This window comes from Streptomyces venezuelae, from assembly GCF_008642335.1.
Lineage (GTDB): Bacteria > Actinomycetota > Actinomycetes > Streptomycetales > Streptomycetaceae > Streptomyces > Streptomyces venezuelae_F.
On record NZ_CP029191.1, the window covers coordinates 5,489,309 to 5,504,480 of the forward strand.

At 71.6% G+C, this 15,172-nt stretch carries 16 protein-coding genes; 4 read left to right on the forward strand and 12 right to left on the reverse strand.

Annotation, left to right across the window (positions count from 1 at the left end):
* Nucleotides 1-11: 11 nt before the first annotated feature.
* Nucleotides 12-740: a TetR/AcrR family transcriptional regulator gene (locus DEJ49_RS24930; protein WP_150186189.1), complete on the reverse strand. Its 729-nt coding sequence runs from the start codon at nt 738-740 to the stop codon at nt 12-14.
* A 47-nt stretch (nt 741-787) separates the two neighbouring features.
* Nucleotides 788-1,726 (reverse strand): AurF N-oxygenase family protein, encoded by a 939-nt coding sequence (locus DEJ49_RS24935; protein WP_150186190.1) that lies wholly within the window; start codon nt 1,724-1,726, stop codon nt 788-790.
* A gap of 125 nt (nt 1,727-1,851) precedes the next feature.
* Here DEJ49_RS24935 and DEJ49_RS24940 point away from each other — a divergent pair, with 125 nt between their 5' ends.
* The gene (locus DEJ49_RS24940; RefSeq protein WP_150186191.1) at nt 1,852-2,958 is read left to right on the forward strand and encodes a ferritin-like domain-containing protein; all 1,107 of its coding nucleotides are present in this window, start codon (nt 1,852-1,854) and stop codon (nt 2,956-2,958) included.
* Between the two features lie 15 nt (nt 2,959-2,973).
* On the opposite strand, the gene DEJ49_RS24945 is transcribed toward DEJ49_RS24940, so the two are convergent.
* The 7 genes from DEJ49_RS24945 to DEJ49_RS24975 form a co-directional block, all read right to left on the reverse strand.
* A complete protein-coding gene (locus tag DEJ49_RS24945; protein WP_150186192.1) occupies nt 2,974-4,434 on the reverse strand; it encodes a peptidoglycan D,D-transpeptidase FtsI family protein in 1,461 nt (486 codons plus the stop codon).
* Nucleotide 4,435: 1 nt separating this feature from the next.
* Nucleotides 4,436-5,800 (reverse strand): FtsW/RodA/SpoVE family cell cycle protein, encoded by a 1,365-nt coding sequence (locus DEJ49_RS24950; RefSeq protein ID WP_150186193.1) that lies wholly within the window; start codon nt 5,798-5,800, stop codon nt 4,436-4,438.
* Nucleotides 5,801-5,875: 75 nt separating this feature from the next.
* On the reverse strand, nt 5,876-6,235 hold the full coding sequence (locus DEJ49_RS24955) for an SH3 domain-containing protein (protein WP_150186194.1): 360 nt from the start codon (nt 6,233-6,235) through the stop codon (nt 5,876-5,878).
* A gap of 94 nt (nt 6,236-6,329) precedes the next feature.
* Complete coding sequence (locus DEJ49_RS24960; RefSeq protein WP_150186195.1) at nt 6,330-7,658, reverse strand: sensor histidine kinase; 1,329 nt, start codon at nt 7,656-7,658, stop codon at nt 6,330-6,332.
* The gene (locus DEJ49_RS24965; RefSeq protein ID WP_150186196.1) at nt 7,658-8,401 is read right to left on the reverse strand and encodes a hypothetical protein; all 744 of its coding nucleotides are present in this window, start codon (nt 8,399-8,401) and stop codon (nt 7,658-7,660) included. Before DEJ49_RS24965 ends, DEJ49_RS24960 begins: the two co-directional genes overlap by 1 nt.
* 66 nt (nt 8,402-8,467) lie before the next feature.
* Nucleotides 8,468-9,127 (reverse strand): class F sortase, encoded by a 660-nt coding sequence (locus DEJ49_RS24970; protein WP_223832983.1) that lies wholly within the window; start codon nt 9,125-9,127, stop codon nt 8,468-8,470.
* Between the two features lie 48 nt (nt 9,128-9,175).
* The gene (locus DEJ49_RS24975) at nt 9,176-9,742 is read right to left on the reverse strand and encodes a hypothetical protein (protein WP_150186197.1); all 567 of its coding nucleotides are present in this window, start codon (nt 9,740-9,742) and stop codon (nt 9,176-9,178) included.
* Nucleotides 9,743-10,006: 264 nt separating this feature from the next.
* Between DEJ49_RS24975 and DEJ49_RS24980 the strand changes: the two genes are divergently transcribed.
* Nucleotides 10,007-10,816 (forward strand): nuclease-related domain-containing protein, encoded by an 810-nt coding sequence (locus tag DEJ49_RS24980; protein ID WP_150186198.1) that lies wholly within the window; start codon nt 10,007-10,009, stop codon nt 10,814-10,816.
* Between the two features lie 13 nt (nt 10,817-10,829).
* On the opposite strand, the gene DEJ49_RS24985 is transcribed toward DEJ49_RS24980, so the two are convergent.
* On the reverse strand, nt 10,830-11,264 hold the full coding sequence (locus DEJ49_RS24985) for a DUF4440 domain-containing protein (RefSeq protein WP_150186199.1): 435 nt from the start codon (nt 11,262-11,264) through the stop codon (nt 10,830-10,832).
* Between the two features lie 180 nt (nt 11,265-11,444).
* Between DEJ49_RS24985 and DEJ49_RS24990 the strand changes: the two genes are divergently transcribed.
* Complete coding sequence (locus DEJ49_RS24990) at nt 11,445-12,206, forward strand: alpha/beta hydrolase (RefSeq protein WP_150186200.1); 762 nt, start codon at nt 11,445-11,447, stop codon at nt 12,204-12,206.
* 47 nt (nt 12,207-12,253) lie between these two features.
* Here DEJ49_RS24990 and ligD read toward each other — a convergent pair whose 3' ends face one another.
* Entirely contained in the window at nt 12,254-13,144 is an 891-nt protein-coding gene (gene ligD / locus DEJ49_RS24995) for a non-homologous end-joining DNA ligase (RefSeq protein ID WP_150186201.1), read from the reverse strand.
* A 62-nt stretch (nt 13,145-13,206) separates the two neighbouring features.
* Here ligD and DEJ49_RS25000 point away from each other — a divergent pair, with 62 nt between their 5' ends.
* Entirely contained in the window at nt 13,207-14,274 is a 1,068-nt protein-coding gene (locus DEJ49_RS25000) for a Ku protein (protein ID WP_150186202.1), read from the forward strand.
* A 34-nt stretch (nt 14,275-14,308) separates the two neighbouring features.
* Here the strand turns inward: DEJ49_RS25000 and DEJ49_RS25005 are convergent, their stop codons facing one another.
* Nucleotides 14,309-15,148, reverse strand: a complete 840-nt coding sequence (locus tag DEJ49_RS25005; protein ID WP_190329695.1) for a thioesterase II family protein — start codon at nt 15,146-15,148, stop codon at nt 14,309-14,311.
* Between the last annotated feature and the right edge of the window lie 24 nt (nt 15,149-15,172).

A 15,172-nucleotide genomic window follows, 5' to 3' on the forward strand; every position in this document is an offset into this window, starting at 1 on the left:
CACCGCCGAGGTCAGAGCAGGTGCGCCGCGTCCGCGACCACCGGCAGGACGCGGCGGGCGAGCGCGCCCACGGGGCCCTCCGGCGTCTCCAGGGTCAGCGCCCACCGGACGACCTCCGCGGTCTGCGGATCCCGCCCCGCCGTCGCCACGAGCACCGCCATGAACTGCTCCACGAGCATGTCCCGCAAGTCGTCGAGCGGCGGCTGCTTCTCCTCGTCGAGCCAGATCAGGGACGCCGCCTCGACCGCCGTGATCCACATGCGGACGGTCATCCGGAGCCGCGGCCCCGGCTCCGGCACGTCCAGGTGGCTGAGGATGTGCTCCGCGGCGGCCCTGCGCACGCCGTCCACGATCGCGGACGTCCGCGACGTCTCGACCACGCTGCCGCCCTGCAGCAGCGCGCTGAACCCCGTGTCGTGCTGGTCGACGAAGGCGAGGTAGCGGTCGAGGGCGCGGGAGAGCCGCCGGCTGAGCGGGCCCTCCGGCGGCTCGGCGAAGCACTGCTCCAGGTCGTCCGCGGCGGACCGCAGCGCGGCCTCGTACAACTGCTGCTTGCCGCCGGGGAAGTAGCGGTACACGAGGGGCCGCGAGACACCGGCCGCCTCGGCGACGTCGTCGAGGTTGACCTCCTCGGGCGCGCGGTGCGCGAAGAGCGTGAGCGCGGAGTCGAGGAGCTGCCGCCGCCGTGCCTCGACGCTCAGGCGGCGGTACGCGGGCGTGGTGGCGGCAGGCGAGGTCATGCCTCGCAGCGTAACCCGGGGTGCGCCCCCGCAGGGGTGCGGGGAACTCAGGCCAGCAATCCCGAAGACCTCCAGAGCCGTCGCCCGACCCCCCGCATCACACCGATGTCGTCCAGGAAGTCCGTCAGTCGCTTCGCACCGGTCTGCATGACCTCCCTGCGGTGCCCGCTCGCCTTCACCTGCGCGACGGCCTCCCTGCGGTCGAGGCCCACGTTCGTGTAGACCTTGGGGTTCACGAAGGCGAGGGAGAAGACGCGGGCGGCCTCGCCGCAGCTGAGGCGGGTCAGCTGGCGCTCCCACGCGGGGGCGGTCACCATCTGGCGCCGCAGCTCCTCACGCGCGTACCGGACGTGCCGGGCCTCCTCGACGACGTGGATGCGGGTCACCCCGCGCACCAGTGTCTGGACGCGCTCGTCGGGGAACGTGAGGCGCTGCATCCAGTCGAGGATCTCCTCGCCGAGCAGCGTGCAGGCGAACGAACCGGGGGTCGTGGAGACCGTCTTCAGGACGCGCGCGAGGTTGTGGTTGAGGCGCGTGACGGGGTACGTCGGGGCGCCGCCCTTCTGGATCACCCGGGCGAACATCATGGAGTGCCGGCACTCGTCGGCGATCTCGGTGAGCGCGTACCGCACGTGGTTGCTGGTCACCGACTTGTCGTAGATGTGCCGCACGAGCAGCTGCATCAGGATGATCTCGAACCAGATGCCGAGCGAGGTGAGGGAAGCGGCCTCGTGGCGGGCCAGGTCGAACCGCTGCTCCTCGGACATCCGCTTCCACATCGGCGTGCCGTAGAGGGAGACGAGCTCCGGCGGCCAGAACCACTTGCCCTCTTCGAGCGGCGCGTCCCAGTCGAGTTCCTTGTCGGGGTCGAAGGAGTGCTTGGCGGAGGACTCCAGGAGCCGCAGGGCCACCTGCTCCCGGTCCTTGAGCAGTCCCAGCGCGTCCCGCAGGCCCTCGAGCGAAGCGTCTTCCGTCACGGTCGTCATGACTGTTCCTGACTTGTCGCGGGTTACCGGCGGTCAACTCTTATGAGACTGCCTGTCAGCAAGGCCGTCAATCCCTTGCGCACGACTTGTTGACCGCTTGTCCAGTAGCGTGTGAGCCTGCCGTCATGGCGACGCACGAGCTTTACACCAGTCCACCGGACGGGCTCAACTGGCGCGTACCGTCCGCCAGTTCGGCCCGCTTCAGCTGGGAGTACGACGAAGGGCGCGACCGACTCCTCGCTCTCTACCAGAAGGGCAAGGACAAGCAGTGGGACGGCGCCAGGCGCATCGCATGGGACCTGGAGGTCGACCCGCTCGACCCCCTTGGCACCCCCGACGAGTCGATGACGCTCTATGGCACACCGCACTGGGCGAAGATGACCGACCGCGACAAGGGTGAGCTGCGCAAGCACTACGCCTCCTGGCAGTTCAGCCAGTTCCTCCATGGCGAGCAGGGCGCGATGGTGTGCGCGGCCCGCATCGTCGAGTCGGTCCCCGACCTGGACGCGAAGTTCTACTCCGCGACCCAGACCATGGACGAGGCACGGCACGCCGAGATCTACAGCCGCTTCCTGCACGACAAGATCGGCATGCTCTACCCGATCAACGACAACCTCCAGGCGCTGCTCGGCGACACGCTCCGCGACTCCCGCTGGGACATGCCCTACCTCGGCATGCAGGTCCTCATCGAGGGCCTCGCGCTCGCCGCGTTCGGCATGATCCGCGACACCACGGACAAGCCGCTGCCCAAGCAGATCCTCGCGTACGTGATGCAGGACGAGGCCCGGCACGTGGCCTTCGGCAGGATGGCGCTGCGCGACTACTACAAGCAGCTCACCGACGCCGAACTCCGCGAGCGCGAGGAGTTCGTCATCGAGGGCTGCTACCTGATGCGCGACCGGCTGCGCGGCGTCGAGGTCCTGGAGAACTTCGGCATCCCCAGAGCGCAGGCCCAGGAGTACAGCGAGCAGTCCGAATTCCTCGCCATCTTCCGCCAGTTGCTGTTCTCCCGCATCGTGCCCTGCGTCAAGGACATCGGCCTGTGGGGCAAGCGCCTCCAGGAGGCCTACCTCGACATGGGCGTCTTCGAGATGGGCGACGCCAACCTCGACCTGCTCATGGCCCAGGACGAGGAGATCGCCGAGAAGCTGGACGCCGAGCGGTTCGCGGCCGAGGAGCGCGAGCGGGTGGCGGAGGTGCGGGACGCGATCGCGGCGGGCGAGGCGGGCTGACACCACACAGGAAAGTCAGTGCGCGCCGATCGCCGCCTCCATCACCGCCTTCGCGATCGGTGCCGCGCTGCCGCCCCCGCTGATGTCCCCGCGGTCCGCCGCCGCGTCCTCCACGACGACGGCGACCGCCACCGACGGCTCCGGGTCGTCGGGCGCCTGCGCCCAGGAGATGAACCAGGCGTACGGCGTACCGGAGTTGTCGATGCCGTGCTGAGCAGTGCCCGTCTTGCCGCCGACCGTCACACCCGGGATCGCCGCGTTCGTGCCCGTGCCCTCGTCGACGACCTGCGTCATCATCTCGCGCAGCTGCGCCGCCGTGCCCGGATTCATCGCCTGCCGCAGCGTCTTGGCGCCCGTCGCGTCGACGACGTCCCCGTCCTCCGTCGTCGTACGGTCCACCAGGTGCGGCGCCTTCACCGAGCCGCCGTTGGCCACCGCCGCCGACACCATCGCCATCTGCAGCGGCGTCGCCCGCGTGTCGTACTGCCCGATCGCGGAGAGCCCGAGCTGCGCCCGGTCCATGGAGGTGTCGAAGTTGCTGGCCGCGACGGAAGACGGGATCCGCAGACCGCTGTCGTTGAAGCCGAAGTTCCGGGCCGTGCCGACCATCGGGGCGAGGCCCGTGTCCACGCCGAGCTTCGCGAAGACCGTGTTGCAGGACCACCGGAAGGCGTAGCGCAGGCTGGCGTTCGTGCAGCCGTCGACCTCGTTGGTCAGCTGGGTGCTCGTGCCCGGCAGCGTGTACGGGTTCGGGGACTTCGTCGGCGCGTCCGGGTCCGTCACCTCTCCCGAGTCGAGCGCCGCCGCGGCCGTCACCACCTTGAACGTCGAGCCGGGCGGATAGGTCTGCCGGATCGCCCGGTTCAGCATCGGCTTGGTCGCGCCGCCGTTCAGCTCCGCCCAGGTGTCGGCCACCGCCCGGTCCGTCCCCGAGAGCCGCTCGGGATCGTACGAAGGGGTGCTGACCAGCGCGAGGATCTTCCCGGTCGACGGTTCGAGCGCGGCGACCGCGCCCCGCTTGCCGCCCAGGCCCGCGTACGCCGCCTGCTGCACCGCCGCCTTGATGGTGGTCTCGACCTTGCCGCCGGGGTTCTGGGCGCGCGTGATGTCGTTCCACAGGGGGAGCGGGGCGAGCATCGGGTCGGTGCCGGAGAGGATGTCGTCCTCGGCGTGCTCCAGGAACGTCGTGCCGTACACCTGTGAGGCGTAGCCGGTCACGGGCGCGTACAACGGCCCGTTCTTGTAGGTCCGTTCGTAGCGGAGCTGCTCGCCGGTGTCGCGCGAGCCGGTCACGGGCCGCCCGTCGACGAGGATGTCGCCGCGCGGCTGCTCGAAGCGGACGATGGCGTTGCGGCGATTGGCCTCGTCGGCGTCGAGGGCGTCGGCCTGGAAGACCTGGACGCGGGTGGCGTTGACGAGCAGGGCGATGAGCAGCAGCGCGCAGAACGCGGCGGCGTGCCGGATGTACCTGGTCATGTCACGCCGCCTCCACGGGGACGGGCTGACCGCGGGCCGAGTCGCTGACCCGGATCAGCAGCGCCACGATGATCCAGTTGGTGACGACGGACGAGCCGCCCTGTGCGAGGAACGGCATGGCCATGCCGGTGAGCGGGATGAGCCCCATGACGCCGCCCGCGATCACGAACACCTGGAGCGCGAGGATCGAGGCGAGCCCGATCGCGAGCAGCCGCCCGAAGGCGTCGCGCAGGGCGAGCCCGGCGCGGAAGCCGCGCTCCACGAGCAGGGCGTAGAGCAGGAAGATCGCACAGAGCCCCGAGAGGCCGAGCTCCTCGCCCGCGGTCGCCAGGATGAAGTCGGACTTCGCGGCGAAGCCGATGAGGATGGAGTGCCCGAGCCCGAGCCCGGTGCCGAGCATCCCGCCGGCCGCGAACGCGAAGAGCGACTGCGCGAGTTGGTTCGGGCCGCGGCCCGCTTCGATCGAGGCGAAGGGGTGCAGCCAGTCCTCCACACGGCTGTGGACGTGCGGCTCCAGGGAGCCGACGGCGAACGCGCCGAGCGCGGCGAGGAGCAGGCCCACCGCGATCCAGCCGATGCGGCCCGTGGCGACGTACAGCAGGATCACGAAGAGCCCGAAGAACAGGAGCGATGTGCCGAGGTCGCGCTCCAGGACGAGGACGCCGACGCTGAGCAGCCAGATCGCCACGATGGGGCCGAGGACGCGCCCGGTGGGCAGCTGGAGCCGCCGGAACCGCCACAGGGTGCGGCCGGTGTAGGCGAGGGCGTTGCGGTTGGCCGCGAGGTAGCTGGCGAAGAAGACGGCGAGCAGGATCTTCGCGAACTCGCCGGGCTGGATGGAGAAGCCGCCGAACCTGATCCAGATGCGGGCGCCGTTCACGGCGGGGAAGAAGATCGGCACGATCATCAGGACCAGCGCGGTGACAACGGAGAGATAGGCGTAGCGCTGCAGCACGCGGTGGTCGCGCAGGAAGAGGACGACGGCGATGAACAGGCCCACGCCGACCGTCGACCAGATCAGCTGCGCGGGCGCCGCCTCGTCGCGCGGGGTCTCCAGGTCGAGCCGGTAGATGAGGACCAGGCCCAGGCCGTTGAGCAGGACCGCGATGGGCAGCAGCAGCGGATCGGCGTAGGGGGCGCGCAGCCGGACGGCGAGGTGCGCGACGAGGGCGAGCACGCCGAGCCCGGCGCCGTAACCGGCGGCGCCGGGCGGGACGGTGTCGTTCTTGGCGAGGCCGACGGCGCAGTAGCCGTACACGGAGAGCAGGACGGCGACGACGAGCAGGGTGAGTTCGGTGCCGCGGCGGCGCGGGACGCGGACAGCCGGGACCGCGGGGGGTGCGGTGCCCGCGCTGGTTCCGGCCATGCCGGGAACGTAGCAAGCAATTCACCCTGAAGTCCGCTTATGTCGATTATGTCGGCCGGGCGAAGAGGGCTGCCGTCAGCACCAGCGCGGGACCTTGCCGATGTTGGCGATGTAGTGCGCGGCGCCCCAGGCCCAGGTGCCGTCGGTGAGCAGGTACCAGATGTTGTTGTTGACGACGCGGTCGCCTCTGGTCTTGCAGAAGATGGTGACGACCTTGCCGCGCGGCACCGTGCGGATCACCTTGCTGCCGCGGGTCGGGGAGGTGTGGAGCAGCAGTCCGCTCTTGGCGGTGACGCGGCCCTTGTAGACGGGCGGGTGGTTGTTCGTGTCGCCTGCGCTGTCCAGGGCGACGGCCGGTCCTGCGGCGGCGAGCGCCGCGAGGGCGCTGCCGGCGGCGAATATGCCGAGCCGGACGGTGGTGGTCCGCGGGGACATGGGGCCTCCTCGGGGGAAGGGGAGCGGGGCGGCCGATGCGGATGCCCGCAAGCCGCAATTCACACTAAAAGCGGCACCTCGCACCCGCGCAAGCTCACGCTCCGTCGTGCGGAGCGCCCGTCTCCTCGCCGTCCCCGGCCGTCTCGTACGGCAGCCGCAGCGTCGCCACCGCCCCGCCGTCCGCCGCGTTCGAGAAGGTCAGCCGCGCACCGAGCACCGCCGCCTGGCCCAGCGCGATGGTCAGCCCGAGCCCGTGCCCCTTGCTCGTCCCCTTGCTGGTGCCCTCGGTCCTGAAGCGCTGCGGCCCGTGCTCCACGAGGTACTCCGGATAGCCGTCGCCGTGGTCCCGCACGGAGACGACGGGACCGTCCACGGTCACGACCACCGGCGACCGCCCGTGCTTGTGCGCGTTGGCCACGAGATTGCCGAGCACCCGCTCCAGGCGCCGCCGGTCGGTGTCCACACAGACATCGCGTACGACGACGAGCTCGGTGCCCTCCCCGGAAGAACGCACCACGCGCTCCGCCAGTGGAGCGAGTTGATGGGCGTCCAGGTCCACCGCCTCGCTCTTCGCGTCGAGCCGCGAGATCTCGAGGAGATCCTCCGTCAGCGTGCGCAGCGCGGCGACCCGGTCCCGCACCAGCTCGGTCGGCCGCCCCGGCGGCAGCAGCTCCGCCGCCGCGTGCAGCCCGGTCAGCGGCGTGCGCAGCTCGTGCGCCACGTCCGCGGTGAACCGCTGCTCGCTCAGCAGCTTGCCCTGGAGCGTGGACGCCATCGTGTCCAGGGCCCCGGCGACCGCGGCCACCTCGTCCTGGTGGCGCGGGAAACCCGTGTCGTCCGGCCGCGCGTGCGGGTCCCTGACGCGCGCGTCCAGGTCGCCCGCGCTGATCCGCCGGGCCACCTGCGCGGTCTGGTGCAGCCGCCGCGTCACCCGCGTCACCGCGAACGCGCCGACCAGCAGCGTCGCCCCGATCGCGAGGACCGACGAGCCGAGGATCGCCCGGTCGAGCCCGTCGATAGTGCGGGCACCCTGCGCGTAGTCGACCTGGACGGCGATGGCGCGGCCCCCGTCGGCGGGCCCCGCCGCCCACATCGTCGGCCGCGCGTCGTGGGCGGCGACCATCGTGCCGCGCTGCCCGCTCACCGCGAGGTCCCGCAGCCGCGAGGGCAGGCCCACCGGGTCGACGCCCGCGCCGGGGCCGAGCCGGTCGCCCGCCTCGTACCGCTCGGTGGCCTCGTCGAGGCGGGAGAGGGCACGGTCACGGGCCTGGCCCACGGTCTGGTTGGTCACCGAGACGTGCACGAGCGCGCCGAGCAGCGCGGCCAGCGCACAGCACATCACGGTGATGAAGACGGCGGCCTTCCAGGTGAGGGTCGCCGTCCAGGCGGGGAGCCGCGGCCCGCGCGGCTGACGGCGGCTCATCACCCGCCGCTCCCCGAGGGCGAGGGCTGCGTGGAGGGCCGGGGGGTCGACGACTTCGGCGCCTTCTTCCTCGGCCCCTTCGCGGAGCGGACGATCTCGTCGCTGGTCGGCAGCATCGCCTTCTGGTGCGAGTCCCAGGACCACACCGTGTGGTACTCGTACCCGGCGAGGCTGGAGATGGCGCGGATGATGAGATCACGCCCGGCGAGCTCGACGCCGAGCACGGCATCGCTCATCTCCATGATCTGCGTCAGCTGCCGCTTCTCCTCGGCGTAGACGCGGATGTCGAGGTTGTCGTCGGGCGTGGAGACGCCGACGATCAGGTCGTCCCTGCCGTCGCCGGTCAGGTCGCGGTAGTACGCCTTGAGGACCGGACACCGCCCCTGCTCGCCCGAGCCGTCCTCGGCGCAGTCCTTCAGCCGTTCGACGGTTTCCTTGTACGCCCGGTCGGTGGGCTCGTACGTCCCCGGGTTCTCCGTGAAGTCCGCGCGCACGACGTCGACCGGGTCCACCTTGCGCAGGTCGCCCTTCGGCACCTCGACGCCCTTGACCTTGACGGCTTCTATGGCGCCGTAGTCCTCGGCGGGCACCGAAGGTGACGGAAGATCCGGCCAGAGGTGCGTGGGCCCCTCGGCGGTCGGCGTCGGGCCGGCGCCGCGCAGCCCGCCGGGGTCGCCGCAGCCACCGGCCAGCAGGACGGCGAGGACGGCGAAGGCGGCGGGCGCGAGCCGGCTGCGTTGCACTGCACTCCTGCCTGCCGCGGACGCGCGGCCTGTCGTGGCACCAGGCCTGTCGTTACGTCACCATTGTTACGTCACGAGGTCGGCGTAGAGAATGATGTTGTCCGAGCGGTGACCGCCCACGATGGGCCCGCCGCAGGTCAGCAGGCGCAACTCGGGTCGGTCGGTCGCCCCGTACACCTTATTGGTGGGGAAGTCCCTCTTGTCGACCTGCTGGATCTCCCGCACCTCGAACGTCGCCGTGCTGCCGTCCGCGCGGGGCACCTCCACAGTGTCGCCGACCTCGACCTTCGCGACGTTCTTCATCAGCGCCGGACCGTTCGCCGTGTCGTAGTGCGCGACGATCACGGCGGGCCCCTTCTCGCCGGGCGTGACCCCGCCGGTCCACCAGCCGGGCTCGTCCGCCTTGTCCACGGGCGGCACTTCCAGCTCCTGGTCCGCGCCCACGCCGAGGTCGAGCATCGACGTGGTGTCGACGCCCGCGGCGGGGATGCGCAGCCCGGTCGGCTTCGACGCCTTCAGCGGCGCGACGGTCTGGTGGGCCCGCGCGGTCGCGGCGTTGTGGACCTTCACGTCGGGCGCCGGGTCGCCGTTGCCGCCGCCGCTCTGCCCGCAGGCGATCATGCCGATGCCGAGGGCGGCGGTGAGGGCTCCGGCGGCGGCGATGCGGCCGGTGCGCCGGGGGCGGACGGCGGGCGCCTCGGGGGCGTCGGGCGTGCGGGGGGTCATGGGGGACTCCTGGGGTGGAGGGGAGGGCTGGGGGCGGTGCGGCCGGGGTCAGCCGTCCGAGCGGCCGCGGCGCAGCATCGCGAACCCGAGACCGGCCGCCCCGGCCGCCGCCATGCCGCCCCCGGCCACGAGGAACGCGGGGCTCCCGGCGTCCCGCACGCCCTCGGCACCGGCCTTCACCCCGCCCTTGGGGGCGCCGGCCGTGTCACCGGTGCGCGGGGCGGGCCGCTGCTTCTGGTCGTTCTTGCCGCCGTCCGTCCGGTCCTTGCCGTCGAGGTACGCGATGCCGATGTGCCCGTTCGAGGGGTGCAGCTCGTACTCCACACCGCCCTGGGTGACCGTCCGGTGCGTGGCGGAGAGGGTGGCGATCTCCTTGCCCTTCAGGGAGATCGTCGCCACGTACGCACCGCCGCGGTTCTGGATCCTCGCCTTCGCGCCGTTGCCGAGGACGACTTCGTAGACCTCGCCCTTCGCATGCGGCTTGAACGCCGTCGCCGTGGGCGTGGGAGCGGGTGAGTCCGCGAAGGCACCGGCGGCCGGCAGGAGCAGCGACCCGCCGACGAGGGCGGAGACGGCGGCGGTACGGAGGAGGGTGGGGCGGCGAGTGAGGCTCACGGGACGTTCCTTACGGTCGGTCGGCTGATCGCTCCGGCGTGATCGGGGGGACTCGTAAGAAGTTAGATGTCCGCTATTGCGGCAATTCGGCGGATATGTAACAACAGCCCATAACTGCGTGGGCAGTGCCGTTACGGGGTGGGTGGGACTTCACACCCGGACCGGGCGCACTCGGCGCAAAGACGCCCCCGCTCCTCCCGGCCGCGACCTGGTTCTTGCCGGGGAGCGTGTGGGCTGTTCCCATGGTCGAGGGGGTGAGGGCTCATGACCGGACTGCGTGTCGTACCGGCCTGGAGGCACGGCCAGGAGCGTTTGTACGTGTACCTCGCGGACGGCAGGAACGTGGCCTGGTACGACCGTGAGGCGTCCCGCGTCAACCTGCTCAGCGAGGAGAGCGAGGAGGACGTCCTCGACGTCCTGGCGCCTTTCCTTACCGGCCAGGTCACCGTGGGTCCGCCGCCCGTGCCGACCCCCGCCGAACTGGCCAGGCTCGCCCTCCACCCGGACGACGACCTCGCCCCCAACCGCCCCGGCGAGGCCCTGCGGATCTCCCTCGACCGCGACCCGGCGCCCGCCCGCAGGCTCCGCGCCGACCCCCGGCACCGCGCGCTCGCCGCCGAACAGGCGGTGGGCGAGGCGCTCGACGCCCTGGAGGGCGCGGGCTGGCGGGTCCTGCACTCCTTGCCGCTGCCCGGCGACGCCCGGATCCACCACCTGCTGATCGGCCCCGGTGGCCTGTTCTGCGTGGCCACCCTCGCCGTCCGCAAGCAGCGGGTGCGCATCGCCGACCCGATGGTGACGGTCGGCCGCGCCGAGCCGTTCCCCCTCCTGCGCTCCCTCCGCTCGGACGCGGGCCGGGCGTCCTTCGCGCTGACGGCGGAGGTCCGCCCGGTCCTCGTCCTCGCCGGGTCGGGCGCCGCCGACCTGGACGTGGCGGCGCCGCCACGCGATGTCCGGGTGCTGCGCGAGGCGGACCTGCCGGGCCTGGCCCGCCTCGGCGGGGTGCTGAAACCGGCCGATGTGGAGGCGCTGCACGCGCTGGCCAGGGACCGTAGGACGTGGGAACGGGTCTGACGGTCGGGCTGACCTACAGGTTGTCGCCCCAGCCGCCCTGGATCATGGTCTGGAAGGCCCAGGAGCCGCCGCGCCTGATCAGGATGTCGGCGTAACGCAGCCGCTGCGTCTCGCCGTTCGCCGTCATCACCGAGTCCGTGAAGACGACGGCCATCGCGGGGGAGAGGAAGACGGGCGTGCGCGTGGACTCGAACGAGATGTCCTCGCCGCCGTCCCCCATGACGTGCGTCATGGTCCCGACGAACTGCTCCCGGTCCCACTGCGCCGCCCGCCCGTCACCGGCGGAGTCGTCGCTGACCAGGTTGAGCGGGAAGACGGCCAGGTCCGCCATCCGCTCGACATCGCGCTTCGCGCTGTGCGCGTCGTACTCGGCGAACCAGGCGTCCAGGCTCGCGCGGTCCTCGTCGGTCGGGACGTATCCGGTGTCGGTGTCGGGAAGACGGGTCACGCGGGCTCCTCTGTGTCTCTAATCAACTTTGACTACGTGTCTCGGTGGGAAAGGTATGCCACGGAGGAGGAGTAGTCAAACTTGATTAACGAAAAAACCTATGGATGTCCGCGGCGGCCGTTGCTACGTTTCCTGCGCCGCCCGGGAGCGCCGTACCGCGCATTCCCGAAAGGCACGACCATGCACTTCACTTCCGACAAGCACCTCGACACCGAGGTCCCAGGCCGCAGCGTCCGAGAGCGAGAGTTCACGCTCGGCGAGGTCCAGGTCCCCGGCATCCTGTGGACGCCCGCCTCCGAGCCGTCCACCGAGGCACCGCTGATCCTGCTGGGGCTCCCGCCGCTCGGGCTGGACAAGATGTATCCCAGGCTGGCGGCGAGGGCCCGGCACGTCGTGGCGGACGGTTTCGCCGCCGCCACCATCGAGCTCCCCGGCAGCGGAGCCCGTCCGCGTATGCCCGTCGTCGACGAGGCCCGTGCCGAGCTGCGCCGGGCCCTGGCGGCCGGCGAGCCCGTCGGCGACGACATCGTGGACCGGCTCGTCCTCCCGCTGGTGGAACAGGCGGTCCCGGAATGGCAGGCGGCGCTGGACGCCCTCCTGACACTGCCCGGAATCGGTGGCCCGGTCGGATACTCGGGCGGTGTGATCTCCGTCGGGGTCCGCCTTGCGGCGGTCGAGCCGCGCGTCGCGGCCGCGGTCCTGTTCGCGGGGAGTCTCGTACCGCGCGCGGTGTTCGAGGAGGCCCGGCGGGTCACCATCCCGCTGCACGTCCTGTTGCAGTGGGACGACGAGGGCAACGACCGACAGGCCTCCCTGGACCTGTTCGACGCCTTCGGCTCCGAGGAGAAGTCCCTGCACGCGAACATGGGCGGGCACACGGGGGTCCCGGAGTCGGCGGGGGAGGAGGCGGGACGGTTCCTCGCGCGGCATCTGAAGTCCTGAAGTGAGGTCCGGCCGCCGGGTCCGACGCGGGGGCGGCCGAATGGCCGTCAGGACGGCAGCGGGCGCGCCCGGCCGGGGTCGTCGAGGGGCTCGATCAGGTCCCCGTACTCCTCGAGCCGCGGCGCGATGTCGTCCGCGGCGAAGACCAGCCGGCCGGGCTCGTCACAGGCCTCGACCTCGTCCCAGGTCACGGGGGCGGAGACGGTCGGCTCCCGCCGCGCCCGCAGGGTGTAGGGCGCGGCGGTGGTCTTCGCGGCCGCGTTCTGGCTGAAGTCGACGAAGACCTTGCCGGGGCGCAGGCTCCGCGTCATGCGGTGCACGACGAGTTCGGGCAGCTCGCGCTCGGCCGCGACAGCCAGTGATTTGGCGTACGCCGTGACCCGTTCGGAGGGGGTCGGCTCCAGCGGTACGAGGAGATGCAGTCCCTTGCTGCCCGACGTCTTCGCGTACACGTGGAAACCGTCGGCCGCCAGCCGCTCCCGCAGCCAGAGCGCCGCCCGGCAGCACTCCACGACCGTGGCGGGCGGCCCCGGATCCAGGTCGAAGACCATCCGGTCGGCCTGCGCGGGCGCGTCCGCCCGCCACTGCGGCACGTGGAACTCGGTGACCAGGTTGGCCGCCCACATCAGCGTCGGCAGGTCCTGTACGAGGACCTGCCGCGCGGTCCCCTCGGAGCGGGAGCGCGGCACCTCGGCGGTATGCACCCAGTCGGGGGTGCCCGGCGGCACGTTCTTGGAGAAGAACTGCTGGCCGTCGGGGCCGTCCGGATAGCGCAGGAAGGAGACGGGTCGGTCGCGGAGGTGGGGGAGGAGGGCGTCGGCCGTGGAGGCGTAGTAGTGCAGGACCTCGGCCTTGGTGAAGCCGCTCGCGGGATACAGGACCTTGTCCAGGTTCCTGAGCGCGAGCCGCCGCCCCTCCACCTCTGTGATCGGCGTCATAGGATGAGAGTCCCATATAACGCCCAAAGCGTCACAAATCAGCTCTCAGTGAGGTGCCGGACGTGCGATCCATATGGAACGGTGCGATCTCCTTCGGGCTGGTCAGCATCCCGATCAAGCTCGTGAACGCGACCGAGAACCACGCGGTCTCCTTCCGCCAGATCCACACGGAGGACGGCGGCCGCATCCGCTACCGCAAGGTGTGCGAGCTGGAGGAGCGCGAGGTGCCGACGGCGGAGATCGGCAAGGGGTACGAGGACGCGGACGGCTCGATCATCCCCATCACCGACCAGGACCTGGCCACGCTGCCCATCCCCACCGCCAAGACGATCGAGATCGTCGCCTTCGTCCCGGCCGACCGCATCGACCCGCTCCAGATGGGCGCCGCGTACTACCTGGCGGCGAGCGGAACCCCGGCCGCCAAGCCGTACACGCTGCTGCGCGAGGCGCTGAAGCGGAGCCAGAAGGTGGCCATCGCGAAGTTCGCGCTGCGGGGCCGGGAGCGGCTCGGCATGCTGCGCGTCGTCGACGACGTGATCGCCATGCACGGACTGCTCTGGCCGGACGAGATCCGTGCGCCCGAAGGGGTGGCCCCGGACGCGGACGTCACCGTGCGCGAGGCCGAGCTCGACCTGGCGGACGCGCTGATGGACACCCTCGGCGAGGTCGACATCAACACCCTCCACGACGACTACCGCGAGGCGGTCGAGGAACTGGTCGCCGCCAAGGTCGACGGCGTGACCCCGGCGGAGAGGGCCCCGGCCGGGGACGGCGGCGGCAAGGTCATCGACCTGCTCGCGGCCCTGGAGAACAGTGTCCGCGAGGCGCGGACGGCGCGGGGCGAGGACCAGGACCCGGAGGCGGTGGCCGAGGTGACGCCGCTCGCCCGCAAGTCGTCGCGGGCGACGCCCAAGCAGGTGGGAGGGAAGAAGTCGACGTCGACCGCGGCGAAGAAGAAGGCCGCCCCCGCCGCGAAGAAGGCGTCGGCCAAGTCGACCGCGCGCAAGACGACCACGGCGAAGCAGACAGGGTCGGCGAAGAGCGGGGCGGCCAAGAAGACGGCGTCCAAGAAGACAGCGGCGAAGAAGACGACGGGGACGGGGACGGGAAGGCGCAGGGCTTCCGCCTGAACGTAGGGGTCCGGGCTCGCGTCCGTGTACGCGCCTACGCCGTCGCGCCCCGGCCCGCCGGTGAGGAGGCGATGACCTCGGCGACGTACGGCAGGTGATCGTCGAGGAAGAAGTGGCCCCCGGGCAGTACGTGGCAGGAGAAGTCGCCGCGCGTCTCGCTTTCCCAGGCCCGCGCGCCCTCGACGGTGACGCGCGGGTCCGCGTCTCCGGTCAGCGCGACGACCGGGCAGCCGAGCGGGGGACCGGCGCGGTGGACGTGGGAGTCGAGGAGCCGGTAGTCGGCGCGCACGGGCGGAAGGATGAGCGGCAGCAGGTCGGGGGAGGAGAGGAGCTCGTTCGCGGTGCCGGACAGCTTGCGCATCTCGTCCACGAGTTCGCCGTCGGACATCTCGTGCACGGGCCGCTCGGCCGCGGCGGGGCGCCAGGGCAGCGAGGGGGCCTGCCGTCCGGAGACGAAGAGGGTGACGGGGGGCCGCCCCTCGGCCGTCATGCGCCGCGCGGTCTCGAAGGCGAGGACCGCGCCCATGCTGTGCCCGAACAGGGCGGTGGGCCTGATGTCGGACGGCCCGGAGAGCGCGGCGAGCACCGCGTCGACGACGTCGTCCGCGCGCTCGGCGAACGGCTCGCCGTACCGCTCCTGGCGCCCCGGGTACTGCACGACCATCGGGTCGACGGTGCCGGAGACGGCGGCGGACAGCGCGTGGAAGGCGCTGGCGGAGCCGCCCGCGTGCGGGAAGCAGACGAGGCGGGTCCCGGCGGCGGGCGCGGGGTGGAAGCTGCGTATCCAGTCGCCCACGAGCGCGACCTTCCTTTCGCTGCCGCGCGGGGCGGCGATGTGCTGGGTGACGAGTGCTGAGGTGCTGTGTCCGTCCAACCTAGACTGACGGCGGACGCCGAT